This window comes from Nitrospira sp., assembly GCA_030653545.1.
Classification (GTDB): domain Bacteria; phylum Nitrospirota; class Nitrospiria; order Nitrospirales; family Nitrospiraceae; genus Nitrospira_D.
This window is the reverse complement of sequence record JAURZE010000024.1, coordinates 93,858-108,444: the sequence shown is the minus strand read 5'-3', so window position 1 is coordinate 108,444 and position 14,587 is coordinate 93,858. Positions and strand designations below refer to the sequence as shown.

General features: G+C 58.6%; 15 protein-coding genes and 1 riboswitch. Of the genes, 8 read left to right on the top strand and 7 right to left on the bottom strand.

Translation table 11 applies throughout. From position 1 onward, the window contains the following. The first annotated feature begins 3 nt into the window (after positions 1–3). Entirely contained in the window at positions 4–237 is a 234-nt protein-coding gene (locus Q7U39_10675) for an addiction module protein (protein MDO9118415.1), read from the top strand. Next, a complete protein-coding gene (locus tag Q7U39_10670; GenBank protein ID MDO9118414.1) occupies positions 234–530 on the top strand; it encodes a type II toxin-antitoxin system RelE/ParE family toxin in 297 nt (98 codons plus the stop codon). The genes Q7U39_10675 and Q7U39_10670 overlap by 4 nt, the downstream gene beginning before the upstream one ends. Before the next feature lie 1,095 nt (positions 531–1,625). On the opposite strand, the gene Q7U39_10665 is transcribed toward Q7U39_10670, so the two are convergent. Continuing rightward, positions 1,626–1,814 (bottom strand): hypothetical protein, encoded by a 189-nt coding sequence (locus tag Q7U39_10665; GenBank protein ID MDO9118413.1) that lies wholly within the window; start codon positions 1,812–1,814, stop codon positions 1,626–1,628. Between the two features lie 45 nt (positions 1,815–1,859). After that, positions 1,860–2,096, bottom strand: a complete 237-nt coding sequence (locus Q7U39_10660; GenBank protein MDO9118412.1) for a hypothetical protein — start codon at positions 2,094–2,096, stop codon at positions 1,860–1,862. 105 nt (positions 2,097–2,201) lie between these two features. On the opposite strand from Q7U39_10660, the gene Q7U39_10655 reads away from it, so the two are divergent. From Q7U39_10655 to Q7U39_10645, 3 genes are all read left to right on the top strand, one after another. Continuing rightward, positions 2,202–3,680 (top strand): alkaline phosphatase D family protein, encoded by a 1,479-nt coding sequence (locus Q7U39_10655; protein MDO9118411.1) that lies wholly within the window; start codon positions 2,202–2,204, stop codon positions 3,678–3,680. 92 nt (positions 3,681–3,772) lie between these two features. After that, positions 3,773–4,030: a hypothetical protein gene (locus Q7U39_10650; GenBank protein MDO9118410.1), complete on the top strand. Its 258-nt coding sequence runs from the start codon at positions 3,773–3,775 to the stop codon at positions 4,028–4,030. A 39-nt stretch (positions 4,031–4,069) separates the two neighbouring features. Next, complete coding sequence (locus Q7U39_10645) at positions 4,070–4,552, top strand: hypothetical protein (protein ID MDO9118409.1); 483 nt, start codon at positions 4,070–4,072, stop codon at positions 4,550–4,552. An 8-nt stretch (positions 4,553–4,560) separates the two neighbouring features. Here Q7U39_10645 and Q7U39_10640 read toward each other — a convergent pair whose 3' ends face one another. The 5 genes from Q7U39_10640 to thiC form a co-directional block, all read right to left on the bottom strand. Then, complete coding sequence (locus Q7U39_10640; protein MDO9118408.1) at positions 4,561–5,652, bottom strand: aminomethyltransferase family protein; 1,092 nt, start codon at positions 5,650–5,652, stop codon at positions 4,561–4,563. Beyond that, positions 5,649–6,032, bottom strand: a complete 384-nt coding sequence (locus tag Q7U39_10635; protein ID MDO9118407.1) for a histidine kinase — start codon at positions 6,030–6,032, stop codon at positions 5,649–5,651. The genes Q7U39_10640 and Q7U39_10635 overlap by 4 nt, the downstream gene beginning before the upstream one ends. Positions 6,033–6,038: 6 nt before the next feature. Beyond that, positions 6,039–6,554, bottom strand: coding sequence for a tetratricopeptide repeat protein (locus Q7U39_10630; protein ID MDO9118406.1), 516 nt, complete (start codon positions 6,552–6,554; stop codon positions 6,039–6,041). Between the two features lie 140 nt (positions 6,555–6,694). Then, positions 6,695–7,495, bottom strand: coding sequence for a sulfide-dependent adenosine diphosphate thiazole synthase (locus tag Q7U39_10625; protein ID MDO9118405.1), 801 nt, complete (start codon positions 7,493–7,495; stop codon positions 6,695–6,697). Positions 7,496–7,634: 139 nt separating this feature from the next. Further along, on the bottom strand, positions 7,635–9,527 hold the full coding sequence (thiC, locus tag Q7U39_10620; GenBank protein ID MDO9118404.1) for a phosphomethylpyrimidine synthase ThiC: 1,893 nt from the start codon (positions 9,525–9,527) through the stop codon (positions 7,635–7,637). 111 nt (positions 9,528–9,638) lie between these two features. Next, positions 9,639–9,741, bottom strand: a riboswitch (TPP riboswitch). 141 nt (positions 9,742–9,882) lie between these two features. Here thiC and nadA point away from each other — a divergent pair. From nadA to lspA, 3 genes are all read left to right on the top strand, one after another. Next, positions 9,883–10,986, top strand: a complete 1,104-nt coding sequence (nadA, locus tag Q7U39_10615; GenBank protein MDO9118403.1) for a quinolinate synthase NadA — start codon at positions 9,883–9,885, stop codon at positions 10,984–10,986. Positions 10,987–11,199: 213 nt separating this feature from the next. Continuing rightward, positions 11,200–14,013 carry an isoleucine--tRNA ligase gene (ileS, locus tag Q7U39_10610; GenBank protein ID MDO9118402.1) on the top strand — a complete coding sequence of 938 codons (2,814 nt, stop codon included), beginning with the start codon at positions 11,200–11,202 and terminating at the stop codon, positions 14,011–14,013. Then, complete coding sequence (gene lspA / locus Q7U39_10605) at positions 14,010–14,546, top strand: signal peptidase II (GenBank protein MDO9118401.1); 537 nt, start codon at positions 14,010–14,012, stop codon at positions 14,544–14,546. The genes ileS and lspA overlap by 4 nt, the downstream gene beginning before the upstream one ends. Positions 14,547–14,587: the final 41 nt, after the last annotated feature.

The window sequence follows — 14,587 nt, the reverse complement described above, 5'->3', positions numbered from 1 at the left end:
GTTATGTCAACCGAGGTTGCCCAGATCGAAGCAAAGATTCGGTTGCTGAGTTTCGAGGACAAGACCGAGTTGTTGAGGGCTCTGATCGGTGAGCTCGACGGCCCGGCTGACACCGAAGTTGAACAGGCCTGGTTGGTGGAAGCGCAGCGTCGCCATCGAGAGATCGCCGAGGGGAAGGTCCAGCCAGTTCCTGCCCGGCAGGTGTTCGATCGTCTTCGTGCCCGCCTGAAGAAATGAAGCTGGAGTTCCACCCCGAAGCGGAGTTGGAACTTATTGCGGCCGCTGTTTTCTATGAACGACAAGTGCCGGGTTTAGGCGGGCGATTTGAGACGGAGATTCGCCGCGCAGCCGACCTCTTGCTTGACCAGCCTGCGATTGGGATTCCTGCCGATCAAAATCTTCGGAAGTTCATTCTGACCCGCTTCCCGTTTACCCTGTATTACAGTGTCACTGATGATGTGTTGCGTATTGAGGCGGTCGCGCATCAATACCGGCGCCCCGGTTATTGGAAAGTGAGAGGTGTAGGCTAGCTAGACGGTGGAGGCGCGTTCTGTGCTCGCTGAGCGTGCACGCAAGAATTTATTGAGAGCCTAAAATGTGGGCAGTGTTCGCTCAATGCGCGCAGGAGAACGCCCTCAGGCCTCACCCCTGGTGAGGGTGGAAGTGGAGAGATGCTTGTCGCATGCGTACAGTTGAGGTGCCTTTGAGCCATCGCTTAGGGGTGGGGGATGTGGAAAATGAATTCGGTGGTCAGTGTTTTGGCGCTTACTTTATCGAGGTTGTTGGCCCACATCAGTCAATGGGCCGACAGCGGGGGAAAGAAAGTGTACTTGCGCCATGAGTGGCCAACAGCAAGGCATTTCAGCAAGACGGGGACGGTTTTTCTTATGTGCGTTCTTCAAGGCATGCTTGCAGCCTGTTCAGCGAAGAGTATGGATGCTGAACGCTTAGCGGAGGTATTGGCTAGAACGCAGACACCGCACCTGCTCTGTTCGGCAAGGGACTATATGCCAGTTCTAGCAGAAAGTAACTCTAAAAGAAGGGGGAGCGAATCCTATGTGCAAGAGGTCGGGTTTCAGAATGACCCGGTAATAAGCCTTGCACAATATTTTCTGAGTGCAATTGGTGTCTCGAGTGACATGAATGCCACTTGTCCTTATGTTGAGCAAGAGAGACCGGAGGATGTATTTGGTCGTGGATATGAGAGGCACCCAGGACTAATGATTGAGCGACTCCAAGAACGTTTTCATAGCGGAGTTGTGTTTACACTTGAGACGCAAATTTTTCATTCTACAGAGGCCACTCGTGGCAGACCGTTGCGGAAGCATGAACCTGCGTGGAGAACATTAGAATATGCTGCGGAGGCACGTCTTGTTGACTTGAGCAAGTCCGAAGTGCTGTGGACGGCACGGTGTTGGGTATCTACTTCATCGTGGTTCTTTCTTGGGAGTAGCGGTAGCCCGGTTTTCTTGGAATGGACGGGAAAAGTTCGAGGGAAGGCGTACTCGCAGTGGGGAAAGTGGGAGCAGTCGAGAATAGCTACAAGCCAATGGAACGTAGCTGAACAGTGTGCCTATCAGTTGACCTATCTCTTTCGAGGGCAAAACTACCCAGAACTGGAAGGATTATCTAGCTATTGATGGTGGAGAAATTAGGAATAGATCAGGGGTATGGGCAGGTGCGTTGGGAGATTCAATGACGGTGACGCCTTTGGCCCATTCGGCGGGGATGGGATCGCGCTCTTCCATGATCATGCCCGTATACTTGTTAAACATCTGCGGCCCCTTGCGGAGGTGCCACATCAGGAAATTCATGAAATGGTCCTTGCGCGGGGAAAAAGATGTATTGAATCGATTGGTTCAGGTCTTCGGGGAGTTGGAGGGGACTTCATCGATTTGGATGGTTTTCTGCCATTCGGCGGAGACCGTGTCGCGCTCTTCCATCGTCATGGCGGCATATTTCAGGAACATCTGCGGGCCGCGGCGGCGGCGCCACGTGAGGAAATTCAGGAAATGGTCCTTGCACAGGGACTTGGTGCCCGCCGGGGCGTAGGGATTGGATTGACAGTTTGGTGCGCAGCAGTTGACGTCATGCATAGTGTGCCTCGTGTAATGGGACTCAGTATGCCGGTGGGCGCCTCTCATTTTCAAGGCCTCAGTGCCTGACTTGATCCCTTCGGCTTCATAGGATAAGGACTCTCCATGCGATTCATCACCCCGTTGATTGCCACGATTCTGCTCTCCCTTATTTCGGTCGGTTGCACGTCTGCCTCGCGAGAAGGCTTGCCTCCGGGCAGTCCGTTCCTGGCTGCAGGGTTTGTGAAGCCAAAGGCGCTTCCTCAAGGGATCGCGGTCGGCGATGTCTCCGGCCATAGCGCCGCGCTGTGGGCGCGAACGGATGGTCCGGCGATGGTGCATATCGAATGGGCTCCTGCGTCGGCCTGGGATGCGGCGGAAAAGATGGGGACGGCGGTGTGGCCTCTCTTGCGGACGAATCGGGTGAGCACGACGGCGGAGAGCGACTTTACCGCGACGATTCCATTGTCCGACCTGGTTCCGCGCACGCGCTATCGGTATCACGTCTTGGTGGGGCATGTGGCAGTTCCCCATGAGCATATTGAGGCGGTGCTGGCGGCGCGCGGGGAATTCGTGACCTTGCCGGATGAGGGGACGTCGGTGCCGGTCACGTTTGCGTGGAGCGGCGATCTGGGCGGCCAGCAGCGGTGCCGGGTCGGACCGGACGGGTATCCGATCTTTGATCTCCTGCGGCGACAGCACCTCGACTTCTTCTTGTTCCTGGGGGACACGATTTATAGCGACGATACCTGTCCGTCCCCTCCGAATGAGCCGGGTGCCGATTTCAAAGCCACTACGCTGGACCAGTATCGGGCGCGGCATCGGTATCAACGCGGATCATTGCCGCTGCGACGGTTTCTGGCATCGGTGCCGGTGTACGTGACCTGGGACGATCATGAAGTGAAGAATAACTTCGCCGGGCCTTATGAGGAGCACATGCCGGCGGGCCGTCAGGCCTTGCGCGAGTATTGGCCGATTGTGTCGCCGCCCGACGATCCGCAGCGGCTGTATCGAACGGTTCGCTATGGCGCGGATCTGGAACTGTTCATTCTGGACGATCGCCAGTATCGCAACAAAAATTCAGATCCGGACGGTCCGGAGAAGACGATGCTCGGCAAGGAGCAGTTGCGGTGGTTGTTTCAGGGGTTGCGCAATTCGTTGGCCACATGGAAGGTGATCGCGACGTCGGTCCCGCTTTCGGTCCCCAAGGGGGGAGGGGCGACGGTTCCCGGCAACGATGGATGGGCGGGCGGGCCTGATGGGACCGGGTTTGAGTATGAACGGCAGGTGATCGTCGATACGATTCTCACGCAACACCTCAAGAATGTGGTGTTCCTGGCGGGGGACGTGCACTACGTGCAAGCCAGTTCGTACGATCCGAACGGGGACGGGGTGCCGGACTTTTATGAGTTTGTGGCAGGGCCGCTTTCCGCAGCTCCCGGACGCATGTCGCCTCCGACGCTGGCGCTCAACGCGACGAATCTCATTCAAGAGGGCGGGTACTATAATTTCGGCCTGGTGCGGGTGTCCGGCTCGGCGTTGGATGTGACCGTGCTCGACGACAAGGGAACGGTTCGTTTTTCTCATCACCTCGCGGCGCAATAGCCGACCGGCCCGAATATCCCTCTTGCAATCCCGACCGCGGGCCAGTTACCGTACCAATTCGGTCCGGGCCGGTCGGCAGGAGTGTTCCCACTATGTTGTTCCAGGTGTTGTCGGTTGTCGGCGCTCTCATGGTGCTGACCGCCTACGCCTTGATCCAAAGCGGGATCTGGCGCGAACTGGATGCGGGCTATCTGGCCTTGAACATCATCGGGTCGCTGCTGCTGGGCATCGTGGCGATCGAGGATCAGCGGGCAGGGTTCATCTTGTTGGAGTTTGCCTGGGCCGGGCTCGGGTGTATCGGGGTCGTGCGGGCGATCAAGGCACGGAAAACAGCGGACGCAGTCTTATAAATCACGTCGGATAGCACGACACAGAGGGGAGATCACGTCATGGCAGGGTTGATGTCAGCAGACGAAGTGTATCAGAGAGCGGAAGATGCGGCGGCAGCGGCGACGAGCCCGGATGAAAAGGCGTTGCAGATCGATTATCAAGCGCTGAAGGAAAAATTCCACGCGGCCCTGGGCGATCGCAAAGTGGCCTTGTTCCATATCAATAAGTTTTTGCCGGAAGGGTACGAAGATCAGGGCCGGTTTAATCTGGTGTTGCTCACCGCCGGCAACGTCGTGTTCGACATCGTCATCGGCGATTCCTACTTCCGGTACGACGTGGTGTCGGTCGGACAGTTGGATAAAGTGCAGGTGATCGATGCGATGTGGGACAACAAGGAAAAGCGCAAGGAAGAACCGTTCCTGAGCCTGCGTTTGATGCACGGCGAAGAAGCGCATCTCTTGCTGGCGCTGGACGACGCAGAGCGGGCCAGCTTGCTGGCTTTCGCCAAGGCGGTATCGGCTGCGAGAAATCCCGAGAAGTAACGATTCTGTTAGGCGCGGCGGTAGAAGGGGAGATCCGCTACCGTCGCGTCGTGCTTCTTGCCTTCGACCTCGATCGATAACGCCGTGCCCGCCGTACTGAAGTCTCTTAATGGAAATCCGAGCGCGATGATGCCGTTCTGATGCGGTGACGTCGTCGCGCTGCTCATCCAGCCCACTTCACGATCTCCGCTAAACAGCTTGGCGCCTTTGGGCGGAATCGCCGCATCACGTAACACGAGACCGACGAGCTTTCGTCGCACATTGCCGTAGGTGTCCATTCGCGCCACGACTTCCTGGCCGGGGTAGCAGCCTTTGGTGAGGCTGAAGGCTTTGCCTTCCAGGTTGGCTTCCGGCGGGACAATTTCCTCGTTGAGTTCAGAACCGGCTTTCGGGATACCCGCTTCCATGCGAAGAGCTTCACGGGCCTGGCTTCCCACGGCCGTGATGCCGCTGGCCGCGCCGGTTTCCATGAGGCTGTTCCAGGCTGTCGCGACCGCATCGGCAGGAAGCAGAATTTCCAGATCGATCTCGCCGGTTTCTTCGGTTCGAATAACAAGGGCCTGCTGTCCGCCGATCTGGGCGGTCACAAAGTTGATTGGCTGCAAATCGCCGCAGTCGACGCCGAAGGCTGATTTCACGGTCTGCGCCGCTTTGGGCCCGCTGACCAGCAGCAATCCCCAGCTCTCCGCACAGTTTTCCATCTTGGCCTTTGTGCCATAGAGGAGAAACTTTTTGAGCGCGGCGTGGGTCGCCTCGCCGATTTCTCCGACGTCTTCGAGCATAACGGCATCGGTCTGCAGGTAGCAGCGGAAGTAGGTGAGCATCTTCCCCTTGTGCGTCAGAAAGCTGGAGTAGCGGCCCTGGCCGGGCTGCAGGGGAAGGATGTCGTTGCTGATGACGCTCTGCAGCCACTTCACTCGATCGTCGCCGGTGACTCTGATCTTGCCGCGATGGGACAGGTCGGCGACGCCGACGGCCTGCCGGACCGCTCGGTATTCCGCGCGCCAGTCTCCGTAATGGGCGGGCATCTCCCAGCCGGTGACCTCTTCAAACGTGGCGCCGAGTTGGACATGCTGTGCGTGCAGACGGGATTGTTTCATCGGACGCCCTTCTGTACTTCGTCGACCAGATCTTTGGTCCGGGCCGAGAATTCATTTCGCGAGACGATTTTCGTGACTCCCAGTGCCTTGGCCCTGTTCCAGGTATCCACTTCCTCATGGTTCGCGTAGGCAAGAATGGGAATGGATTTCGACCGGGGATCGGCTTTCAGCGTTTCGATGGCCTGAAAGGCGTCGAGGGTCAGATCGTTCATATCCAGAATCACGGCTGCCGGGGCCGTGGCCGCAGCTTTCTCGGCGATGTCCTGCTGGGCTCGGGCCTTCTCGATGCGATAGCCGCCGGTGCGCAAGGCGTCGCGGACTTTGGTGTAGAAAAAGATATCGGTCACGGCGACGAGGATCGTGCGTTCGGTGTTGTCCATGTCATCCTAATTTAAGGAGCTGATCAGTCGTCCCAGCGATTTCTTTGCGAGGGCATAGTTCGGGTTGAGCGTGAGGGCCTTTTTGTAGGCATCGATGGCCTCGGTCCAGCGGCCCTTTTTCTCGTAGACCCGGCCGATGTTTAGGTGCGGGAAGGCCGGGCTTTCATACCGTCTGGCCTGCATGGCTTTCTGAAACCAGACGATCGCTTCGTCGAAATCCCCTTTTTCGATCAGATAGGCGCCGATGTCGTTGTAGGGGTTGCCGAAGTCGGGGTCCTGCGCGATGGCGTTGTGACATTCCTCGATGGCGTCATCGAGCCGTCCCATGAAACTATAGGTCCAGCCGAGAAAGGTATAGGCTTCGGCTGTGGGATGCACGGCCAGCGATTTCTTGTAGAGATTGACGGCCTCTTCCAGGTCGCCTTTCATCTGGCGTTCGTAGGCCTGCTGAAAGAGGTGCCAGGCTTCGCGCTTGTCCTCTTCACGACCTTGGCCCTGCTCTAAAAAGTCTTGTACATCCATAATCGGCTTCTGAAAAACGCCTCCAGCGGCGTTCTCGGTCGTTCAATCGACTCGACGTACCGGAAACGTACGCCTCGTCGATTGTACTCCCTGCGGCCTTGCTGGAGACGTTTTTGAGAAGCCGCAGGAGACTGGTGTGGTTATTCGTTCTTGAGTTTCTTCTTAATCAGTTCTGCTCCGTAGCGGCCCGAGAGGAGCATGGAGCCGAAGGCCGGGCCCATGCGGGGCGTCCCGTAGACGGCTGCCACGGCCAATCCGATGACGAAACAGTTGGGATAGACTTCGCCGGTCCGGTCCATGATTTCCTGCTCGGACTGCGCGACCCACATGGCTCCGTTGCCGGGAATGGCCTTGTGCAGGTTGCGCTTGTGCAGGAGTTCCACGACGATGGCATCGTGCCCGGTGGCATCCACCACGATCTTGCTCTCCAGCGCGATGGGATCGACGTGGATGATGTCGTGACCGGCCATCTCGGCGGTGGTGTTGTTCACGACGATGCCTTCGAGGATGCCGTCTTTTCTCAAGATCAAATCGACCACCCGGGTGAGGTTCAGGACCTTCGCTCCGCCGCGATAGGCAGCGGCGACGAGTGCGCCCGTCGCATGCGGGGGGTCGACCATATACATCCCCTCGCACTCATTGATTTTCTTGCAGGGAACGCCGATCTCTTCGAGGATTTCATTGGCCGGCTCGCAAATGGTGGCTTTGTTCATCAGATAGCCGCCGTGCCAGAAGCCGCCGCCGAGCGCGAGGCTCTGCTCGACGACGAGCGTGCGAAATCCCATCTTCGCCAGGTCGTGGGCGCAGATCAGCCCGGAGGGGCCGGCGCCGACGATGATGACATCGCTCTCAATGAGGGAGTCGAATTCTTTGTAGTATTCCCGCGCGATCTGTCGGGTGATGTCGCGTTCTCTTAACGGGGCTGGTGTTGGCTTTCCCATGCTGAACTCTCCCTCGACGGCTGCTGAAAATGGCCTCTGGCTTCGTTCTCGGCTCGCCCAAATCCTCAACGTACCCCGGAGGGTACGCTTCCGGTTTGGTCTCTCCTGCGGCCTTGCCGGAGGACCATTTTGAGCAGCCTTATCTATAAATCTCGGAGCCGGACTTCTTAAACTCTTCCGATTTTTCCTTCATGCCGATCTGGATCGCTTTTTGTTCATCCACCTGCAATTGCGCGGCATAGTCCCGGACGTCCTGCGTGATCTTCATCGAGCAGAAGTGCGGCCCGCACATGCTGCAGAAGTGTGACACCTTCGCGGCGTTATCCGGGAGTGTTTCGTCGTGGAAATCCTTGGCCGTGTCGGGATCGAGCGAAAGGTGGAATTGATCTTCCCACCGGAACTCGAAGCGGGCTTTCGACAGGGCGTTGTCCCTGATTTGGGCGCCGGGATGTCCCTTGGCCAGGTCCGCCGCATGGGCCGCGATCTTGTAGGTAATGACGCCGGTCTTCACGTCTTCGCGATCCGGCAGACCCAGGTGCTCTTTCGGCGTCACGTAGCAGAGCATCGCGCAGCCGTACCAGCCGATCATCGCCGCGCCGATCCCGGAGGTAATGTGGTCATAACCCGGCGCAATGTCGGTGGTGAGCGGGCCGAGCGTGTAGAAGGGGGCCTCGTGGCATTCCTTCAGTTGCTTCTCCATGTTGACCTGAATCATGTGCATCGGCACGTGGCCGGGACCTTCGATCATCACCTGCACGTCGTGCTTCCAGGCGATCTTGGTCAGTTCTCCCAGCGTTTCCAATTCGGCGAATTGGCCTTCGTCGTTGGCGTCGGCGATGGAGCCGGGCCGCAGCCCGTCGCCCAGGCTGAACGAGACGTCGTAGGCTTTCATGATCTCGCAGATTTCTTCGAAGTGGGTGTAGGTGAAGTTTTCTTGATGATGGGCCAGGCACCACTTGGCGTGGATCGAGCCGCCGCGGGAGACGATGCCGGTCATGCGTTTCGCAGTCATCGGCACATAGGCGAGGCGGACACCGGCGTGGATGGTGAAATAGTCCACGCCCTGTTCGGCCTGTTCGATGAGCGTATCGCGGAAGATCTCCCAGGTCAGGTCTTCGGCCTTGCCGTTCACTTTTTCGAGGGCTTGATAGATTGGAACCGTGCCGATGGGGACCGGCGAATTGCGGATGATCCATTCGCGGGTCTCGTGGATGTTCTTGCCGGTCGAAAGATCCATCACGGTGTCGGCGCCCCAGCGGATCGACCAGATCATCTTCTCGACTTCTTCTTCGATGGACGAGGCGACGGCGGAGTTGCCAATGTTCGAGTTGATCTTCACCAGGAAGTTGCGGCCGATGATCATCGGCTCGGTTTCAGGGTGGTTGATATTGTTGGGGATGATCGCGCGGCCTCGCGCGACTTCCTCTCGCACAAATTCCGGTGTGATGACTTTCGGAATGTTGGCGCCCCAGGCCTGTCCGGGATGTTGGGCGATGCCGCCGCCATGCCCGTTGCGGGACGCGAGTTCGCGCGCCACTTCGCGGGACTGGTTTTCTCTGATCGCGATGAATTCCATCTCCGGCGTGACGATGCCCTTGCGGGCATAGTGAATCTGGGTCACGTTCTGTCCGGCTTTGGCGCGGAGCGGTTTGCGGATATGTTGGAAGCGCAGCTCGTCAAGCTTCGAATCGGCTTTGCGCATCCGGCCATATTGCGAGGAGACGTCCGACAGTTCTTCGACATCCGCCCGGTCCAGCACCCACTGGCGGCGGAGCGGGGCAAGCCCGGCGCGCGCGTCGATGGTGACGGAGGGGTCGGTGTAGGGGCCGGAGGTGTCGTAGATGGTGATCGGTTCGTTCGGCGTCGGCGCGCCGCCGTTCATCGATTTGGTCGGGCTGAGGCTGATTTCCCGCATCGGCACGCGCACGCCGGGATGGGCGCCGCTCACGTGAATCTTGCGCGACGCCGGGAAGGGCGCGGTCGTCAATGTGGCTGCGCTGTCCTTTTTGTCTTGGCCGTTTGATCCATTCATAGTACCCATGGGGATCCCTTTCCTCGTGCCTCTCGTCTATGGGCGGAGCCGGTGATGCAAAAAAAAACCGCACCTGACAGGAGGGGTGCGGCTGAAAGTCGTTCCGGTGACCCGGCGACGTGTCCGCTTCCCTACGCTGGTATTACCCAGGTCAGGTTGTGAGGGTCGTCCGATCATTCGGACTCTCAGCCTGATGGCCCCCCTAGCTATGGGAAGATCGTATGCTCGGCTCCGGTCGTTGTCAACGGGCTAATAGCCCTACCGGGCTGCTAGGCCTTCTTCACGAAGCCGGTTCGTTGATTGTGGAGAGGGGCTAACGTAGAATCCACTCTTCCGGATTATTGCTGAGGTGTGTGTGAAAACAACGGCGACGATACCTAAACCGATTACCGACTATCAGGGCCTTACCTCTGAGGAGCTCTTTCGCCGAACGGCCGAGGCGAAGCGTGCCTTGGGCGATCGGGTCATGATTCTGGGCCATAACTACCAGCGGGACGAAGTCATTGAGCATGCTGACTTTCGCGGCGATTCGTTGTTGCTGTCGAAGCTGGCTGCGGAGCGTTCCGAGCGACCCTATATTGTGTTCTGCGGCGTTCATTTTATGGCGGAAACCGCGGATATCCTGAGCCGGTCGCAACAAACGGTGATTCTTCCTGACATGGCCGCCGGTTGTTCGATGGCGGATATGGCGGCGATCGAGCAGGTCGATCAATGTTGGGAGACGTTGGGGCGCATCCTGCCGGTGGAAGAGACGGTGATGCCGGCGGTCTATGTGAATAGCGCCGCGGTCCTCAAGGCGTTTTGCGGCGAGCATGGCGGGATTACCTGCACGTCATCCAATGCCAGAGCGGTCATTGAATGGTGCTGGGCCAGACGCGAGAAGATTCTTTTCTTTCCCGATGAACATTTGGGCCGCAATACGGCCAACAGGATGGGGCTGCCCCGCGAGCAGATGATTGTCTGGGATCCGTTTCAACCCAACGGCGGCAATACCCGCGAAGCGATACAGAAGGCGAAACTGATTCTCTGGAAAGGGCACTGCAGCGTGCACCAGATGTTTCAGCCGGTCCATATCGATAATTTCCGGAAGCAGTTTCCGGACGGCAAGGTGATCGTCCATCCGGAATGCCATGAGGATGTGGTGAACAAGGCGGATCTCTCAGGATCGACCGAGTTCATCATCAAGACCGTCACGGCGGCGCCGGCCGGTACCGCCTGGGCGGTGGGCACGGAACTGAATCTGGTGAATCGCTTGAAGCGCGACCTGACCGACAAGAAGGTGTTCTTTCTCTCTTCCACCGTCTGCCAATGTGCCACGATGTTTCGCATCGACGGCGCGCATCTCTGCTGGGCCATGGAAAACCTCGCCGACGGCCATGTGGTGAACCACATTGTGGTGCCCGATGAAGATAAGCGATGGGCAAAGATAGCTCTCGATCGAATGATGTCCGTCAGTTAACGGGATCGTGAAAAGCGCTTCCAGCTGCGTTCTCGCGCCGCTCGTAAGCTCAACGTACCGCAAGGGTACGCCTCGCATCCTCGCTCGCTGCGGCCTTGCCGGAAGACGTTTTTGACGATCCCGCACGCAGGCTAAGGACTAGTACCTCGCCCGCCATTCCGGTATATTCACCCGTCAATTCACTTGGACCGACCTGGCTGCTGCTCTATTGCTATGGATTACAAAGCCACACTCAATCTGCCGAAGACCGATTTCCCGATGAAAGCCAACCTGCCGCAGCGGGAGCCGGAGATGCTGGCCTGGTGGGCGCAGGAGAAGCTGTATGAGCAGATCCAGGCGGCCGGCCAGGGGCGGCCCCGCTACGTGTTGCATGACGGCCCTCCTTATGCGAACGGGCGCATTCACATCGGCCATGCGCTGAACAAGATTCTCAAAGACATCATCGTGAAGTCCAAGACGATGGCGGGCTTCCAGGCGCCCTATGTGCCGGGCTGGGATTGTCACGGCCTGCCGATCGAGCATCAGGTGATGAAGGAGTTGGGCGACAAGAAGAAAGACTTGGACACGCCGGCGATCCGCAAGCTCTGTCGAGAATATGCCGAGAAGTACGTCGCGATTCAGCGCGAGGAGTTTCAGCGGCTTGGCGTGCTGGGCGAATGGCAGCAGCCCTATCTCACGATGACGCCGGCTTACGAAGCGTCGATCATTCGCGAGTTCGGAAAGTTTGTGGAACGAGGCGGAGTCTATAAAGGGCTCAAGCCGGTGTTGTGGTGCACGCAGGATCAGACGGCGCTGGCGGAAGCGGAGGTCGAGTACGACAACCATACCTCCCCCTGGGTCTATGTGAAATTTCCGATCGTGACGTCGCCGTCGGTGCTCAGCGCGACCTTCCCCGGCATCGCCTTCCCTGAGGGCATCAAGTCGGTCTCGGTCGTCATCTGGACCACCACGCCCTGGACGCTTCCGGCCAATCAGGCGGTCTGTCTTCATCGCGACTTCGACTATGCCTTCGTTCAGGCCGGCGACGAGCTGCTGGTCGTGGCCGAAAAGCTCCTGGACAGTGTGGCGAAGGAGTGCAAGCTCGAAGGCTATCGCGTCGTCGGGGTGAAGAAGGGCGGAGAAGGTTTCGAGGGATTGGAAACGCAACGGCCGCTGACGACCGGCCTGTCGCCGATTCTGCTCGGCGACTTTGTGACGTTGGAGCAGGGAACGGGCTGCGTGCATATCGCGCCGGGCCACGGGATGGAGGACTACATCCTGGTCCTGAACCACAACGCGACGGCGTCGGTCGGGGAGAAGCTGGAGATTCTGGCGCCGGTCGATAACGGCGGGAAGTTTACGGACGTTGTGAAGGAGTTCGCCGGTCAGCATGTGTTCAAGGCCAATCCGAAAGTCGTGGAATTCCTTCAGGGCAACGGGCGGCTGCTGGGCCATGGCTCGCTGAATCACTCCTATCCGCATTGCTGGCGTTGCAAGAGCCCGGTCATCTTCCGGGCCACCGAACAATGGTTCGTCTCGATGGACCAGAACGATCTGCGCAAGGAAGCGTTGGCGGAGATCGAGCGGGTCCAATGGATTCCGGCCTATGGCCGTGATCGCATCAACGGCATGATTCAAAACCGGCCGGACTGGTGCCTCTCGCGCCAGCGGGTGTGGGGTGTGCCGATTCCCGGATTTACCTGCGCGGGTTGCCGGACCGTCGTCGCCGATCCAACCATTATCGAGCACGTCGCCGGGCTCATGGAGTCGAAGGGCGCGGATGTCTGGTTCGAGCGACCGGCCGCCGAGTTGCTCCCGGCCGGGACGGCTTGCGCGAAGTGCGGCGGATCGACGTTTGAAAAAGAGCGGGATATTCTCGATGTCTGGTTCGAGTCCGGGGTGAGCTTTGCCGCGGTGTTGAAGCCGAGGAAGTGGTGGCCGGCTGATCTGTATCTCGAAGGGTCCGACCAGCATCGGGGGTGGTTCCATAGTGCGTTATTGGCCGGAGTGACCACCGATCGCCGCGCGCCCTACAAGGCCGTGCTGACCCACGGATTCGTCCTCGATGGGCAGGGCAAGAAGATGTCCAAGTCGGCGGGGAACGTCGTCGCGCCGCAGGATGTGATCAAGCAATCGGGCGCAGAGATTCTGCGTCTGTGGGTGTCGGCGCAGGACTATCGAGACGATCTCAGAATCTCGCCTGAAATCCTGACCCATCTCATTGAGGCCTACCGGAAGATCAGAAATACCTGCCGCTTCCTGCTGAGCAATCTGTATGACTTCGATCCGGCGAAAGACCGCATTCCCTGCGAGCAGTTGCCTGAGTTGGATCGGTGGGCCCTGCATCGGCTGAGCGAGCTGATCCCACGGGTGCGGAAGTCCTATGACGACTTTGAGTTTCATACGATCTTCCATGCGCTCAACAACTTTTGCTCAGTGGATCTGAGTTCCGTCTATCTCGACATTCTGAAAGACCGGCTCTATACGTTCAGGACCGACTCTCCGTTGCGCCGCGGGTCGCAGACGGTGTTGTTTGAGATCGTGATGGCCATGACGAAACTTATGGCGCCGATCCTGAGCTTTACGGCGGAAGAAATCTGGCGGGTGGTGTCTGCGCAGGTGCCCGGAGGTCTCGGTACGCAGAGTGTGCATCTGGGCTCGCTCCCGGAGGTTGACCCGAAGTGGCGGGATGCGGAACTGGCCGCACGCTGGGAGACGTTGCTGGGTTATCGTAGCCAGGTACAGGGGGTGCTTGAGGCGAGCCGCCGCGACAAGGTGATCGGATCGTCGCTTGAAGCGCACGTTCAGCTTGAGGCGGATGCCAAGGCCTATCAGTTCCTGAAACCGTACGAGAAAGATCTCGGGACGATCTTCATCGTGTCGAAGGTGACGCTGTCGCAGGGGGCCGCAGGTCAGGCAGGAATCCACGTGTCGGTGGCCAAGTCATCCGCCGGCAAATGCGAACGCTGCTGGAATTACCGCGAGGCGGTCGGCGCGGATACGGAACATCCGACACTCTGTGACCGGTGTGTGGAGGCGATCCGTTGAGCGCCTCCACTTTGCGCAATCTGGTTCTGGCTTCGCTGACGGGCAGTGTCATCGTCACCGATCAGCTGTCGAAGTTGCATATCATGCAGACCATGCGACTGCATGAATCCATTCCGATTATCCCCAATCTCTTCAGTTTGACCTATATCCGCAACCCGGGCGCCGCGTTCGGATTATTGGCTGGGAGCAGCAACGCCTTCCGGATGGTGTTCTTCGGGCTCACATCGATTTTTGCGCTGGTGTTGCTCGGCACGATTCTCTATCGCATGCCGGAACGGGAGTGGATGGGGCGTTTGAGCGTGTCGGCGATTCTCGGCGGCGCGATCGGTAACCTCATCGACCGGCTGCGGTTCGGCGAAGTGATCGACTTTCTGGACGTGTATGTCGACAACTACCACTGGCCGGCATTCAATGTGGCGGATTCCGCGATCACGGTCGGGGTAATCTTTCTGATCATCCACTTCATGTTTGAAAAGCCGGATGTCCCGCCGGTGGTGCCGGAGACTCCCTCAGTTCAGACCCCGGGCACGTAACGAGTCGTTCTTGTCAGTTTCCTGCAGTCTTCCCGTCACCG

Excerpts from the sequence above, each read along its gene's own strand:
- Q7U39_10675 (MDO9118415.1), top strand. The coding sequence starts at position 4 with ATGTCAACCGAGGTTGCCCAGATCGAAGCAAAGATTCGGTTGCTGAGT.
- Q7U39_10670 (MDO9118414.1), top strand. The coding sequence starts at position 234 with ATGAAGCTGGAGTTCCACCCCGAAGCGGAGTTGGAACTTATTGCGGCC.
- Q7U39_10665 (MDO9118413.1), bottom strand. The coding sequence starts at position 1,814 with ATGAATTTCCTGATGTGGCACCTCCGCAAGGGGCCGCAGATGTTTAAC.
- Q7U39_10660 (MDO9118412.1), bottom strand. The coding sequence starts at position 2,096 with ATGCATGACGTCAACTGCTGCGCACCAAACTGTCAATCCAATCCCTAC.
- Q7U39_10655 (MDO9118411.1), top strand. The coding sequence starts at position 2,202 with ATGCGATTCATCACCCCGTTGATTGCCACGATTCTGCTCTCCCTTATT.
- Q7U39_10650 (MDO9118410.1), top strand. The coding sequence starts at position 3,773 with ATGTTGTTCCAGGTGTTGTCGGTTGTCGGCGCTCTCATGGTGCTGACC.
- Q7U39_10645 (MDO9118409.1), top strand. The coding sequence starts at position 4,070 with ATGGCAGGGTTGATGTCAGCAGACGAAGTGTATCAGAGAGCGGAAGAT.
- Q7U39_10640 (MDO9118408.1), bottom strand. The coding sequence starts at position 5,652 with ATGAAACAATCCCGTCTGCACGCACAGCATGTCCAACTCGGCGCCACG.
- Q7U39_10635 (MDO9118407.1), bottom strand. The coding sequence starts at position 6,032 with ATGGACAACACCGAACGCACGATCCTCGTCGCCGTGACCGATATCTTT.
- Q7U39_10630 (MDO9118406.1), bottom strand. The coding sequence starts at position 6,554 with ATGGATGTACAAGACTTTTTAGAGCAGGGCCAAGGTCGTGAAGAGGAC.
- Q7U39_10625 (MDO9118405.1), bottom strand. The coding sequence starts at position 7,495 with ATGGGAAAGCCAACACCAGCCCCGTTAAGAGAACGCGACATCACCCGA.
- thiC (MDO9118404.1), bottom strand. The coding sequence starts at position 9,527 with ATGAATGGATCAAACGGCCAAGACAAAAAGGACAGCGCAGCCACATTG.
- ileS (MDO9118402.1), top strand. The coding sequence starts at position 11,200 with ATGGATTACAAAGCCACACTCAATCTGCCGAAGACCGATTTCCCGATG.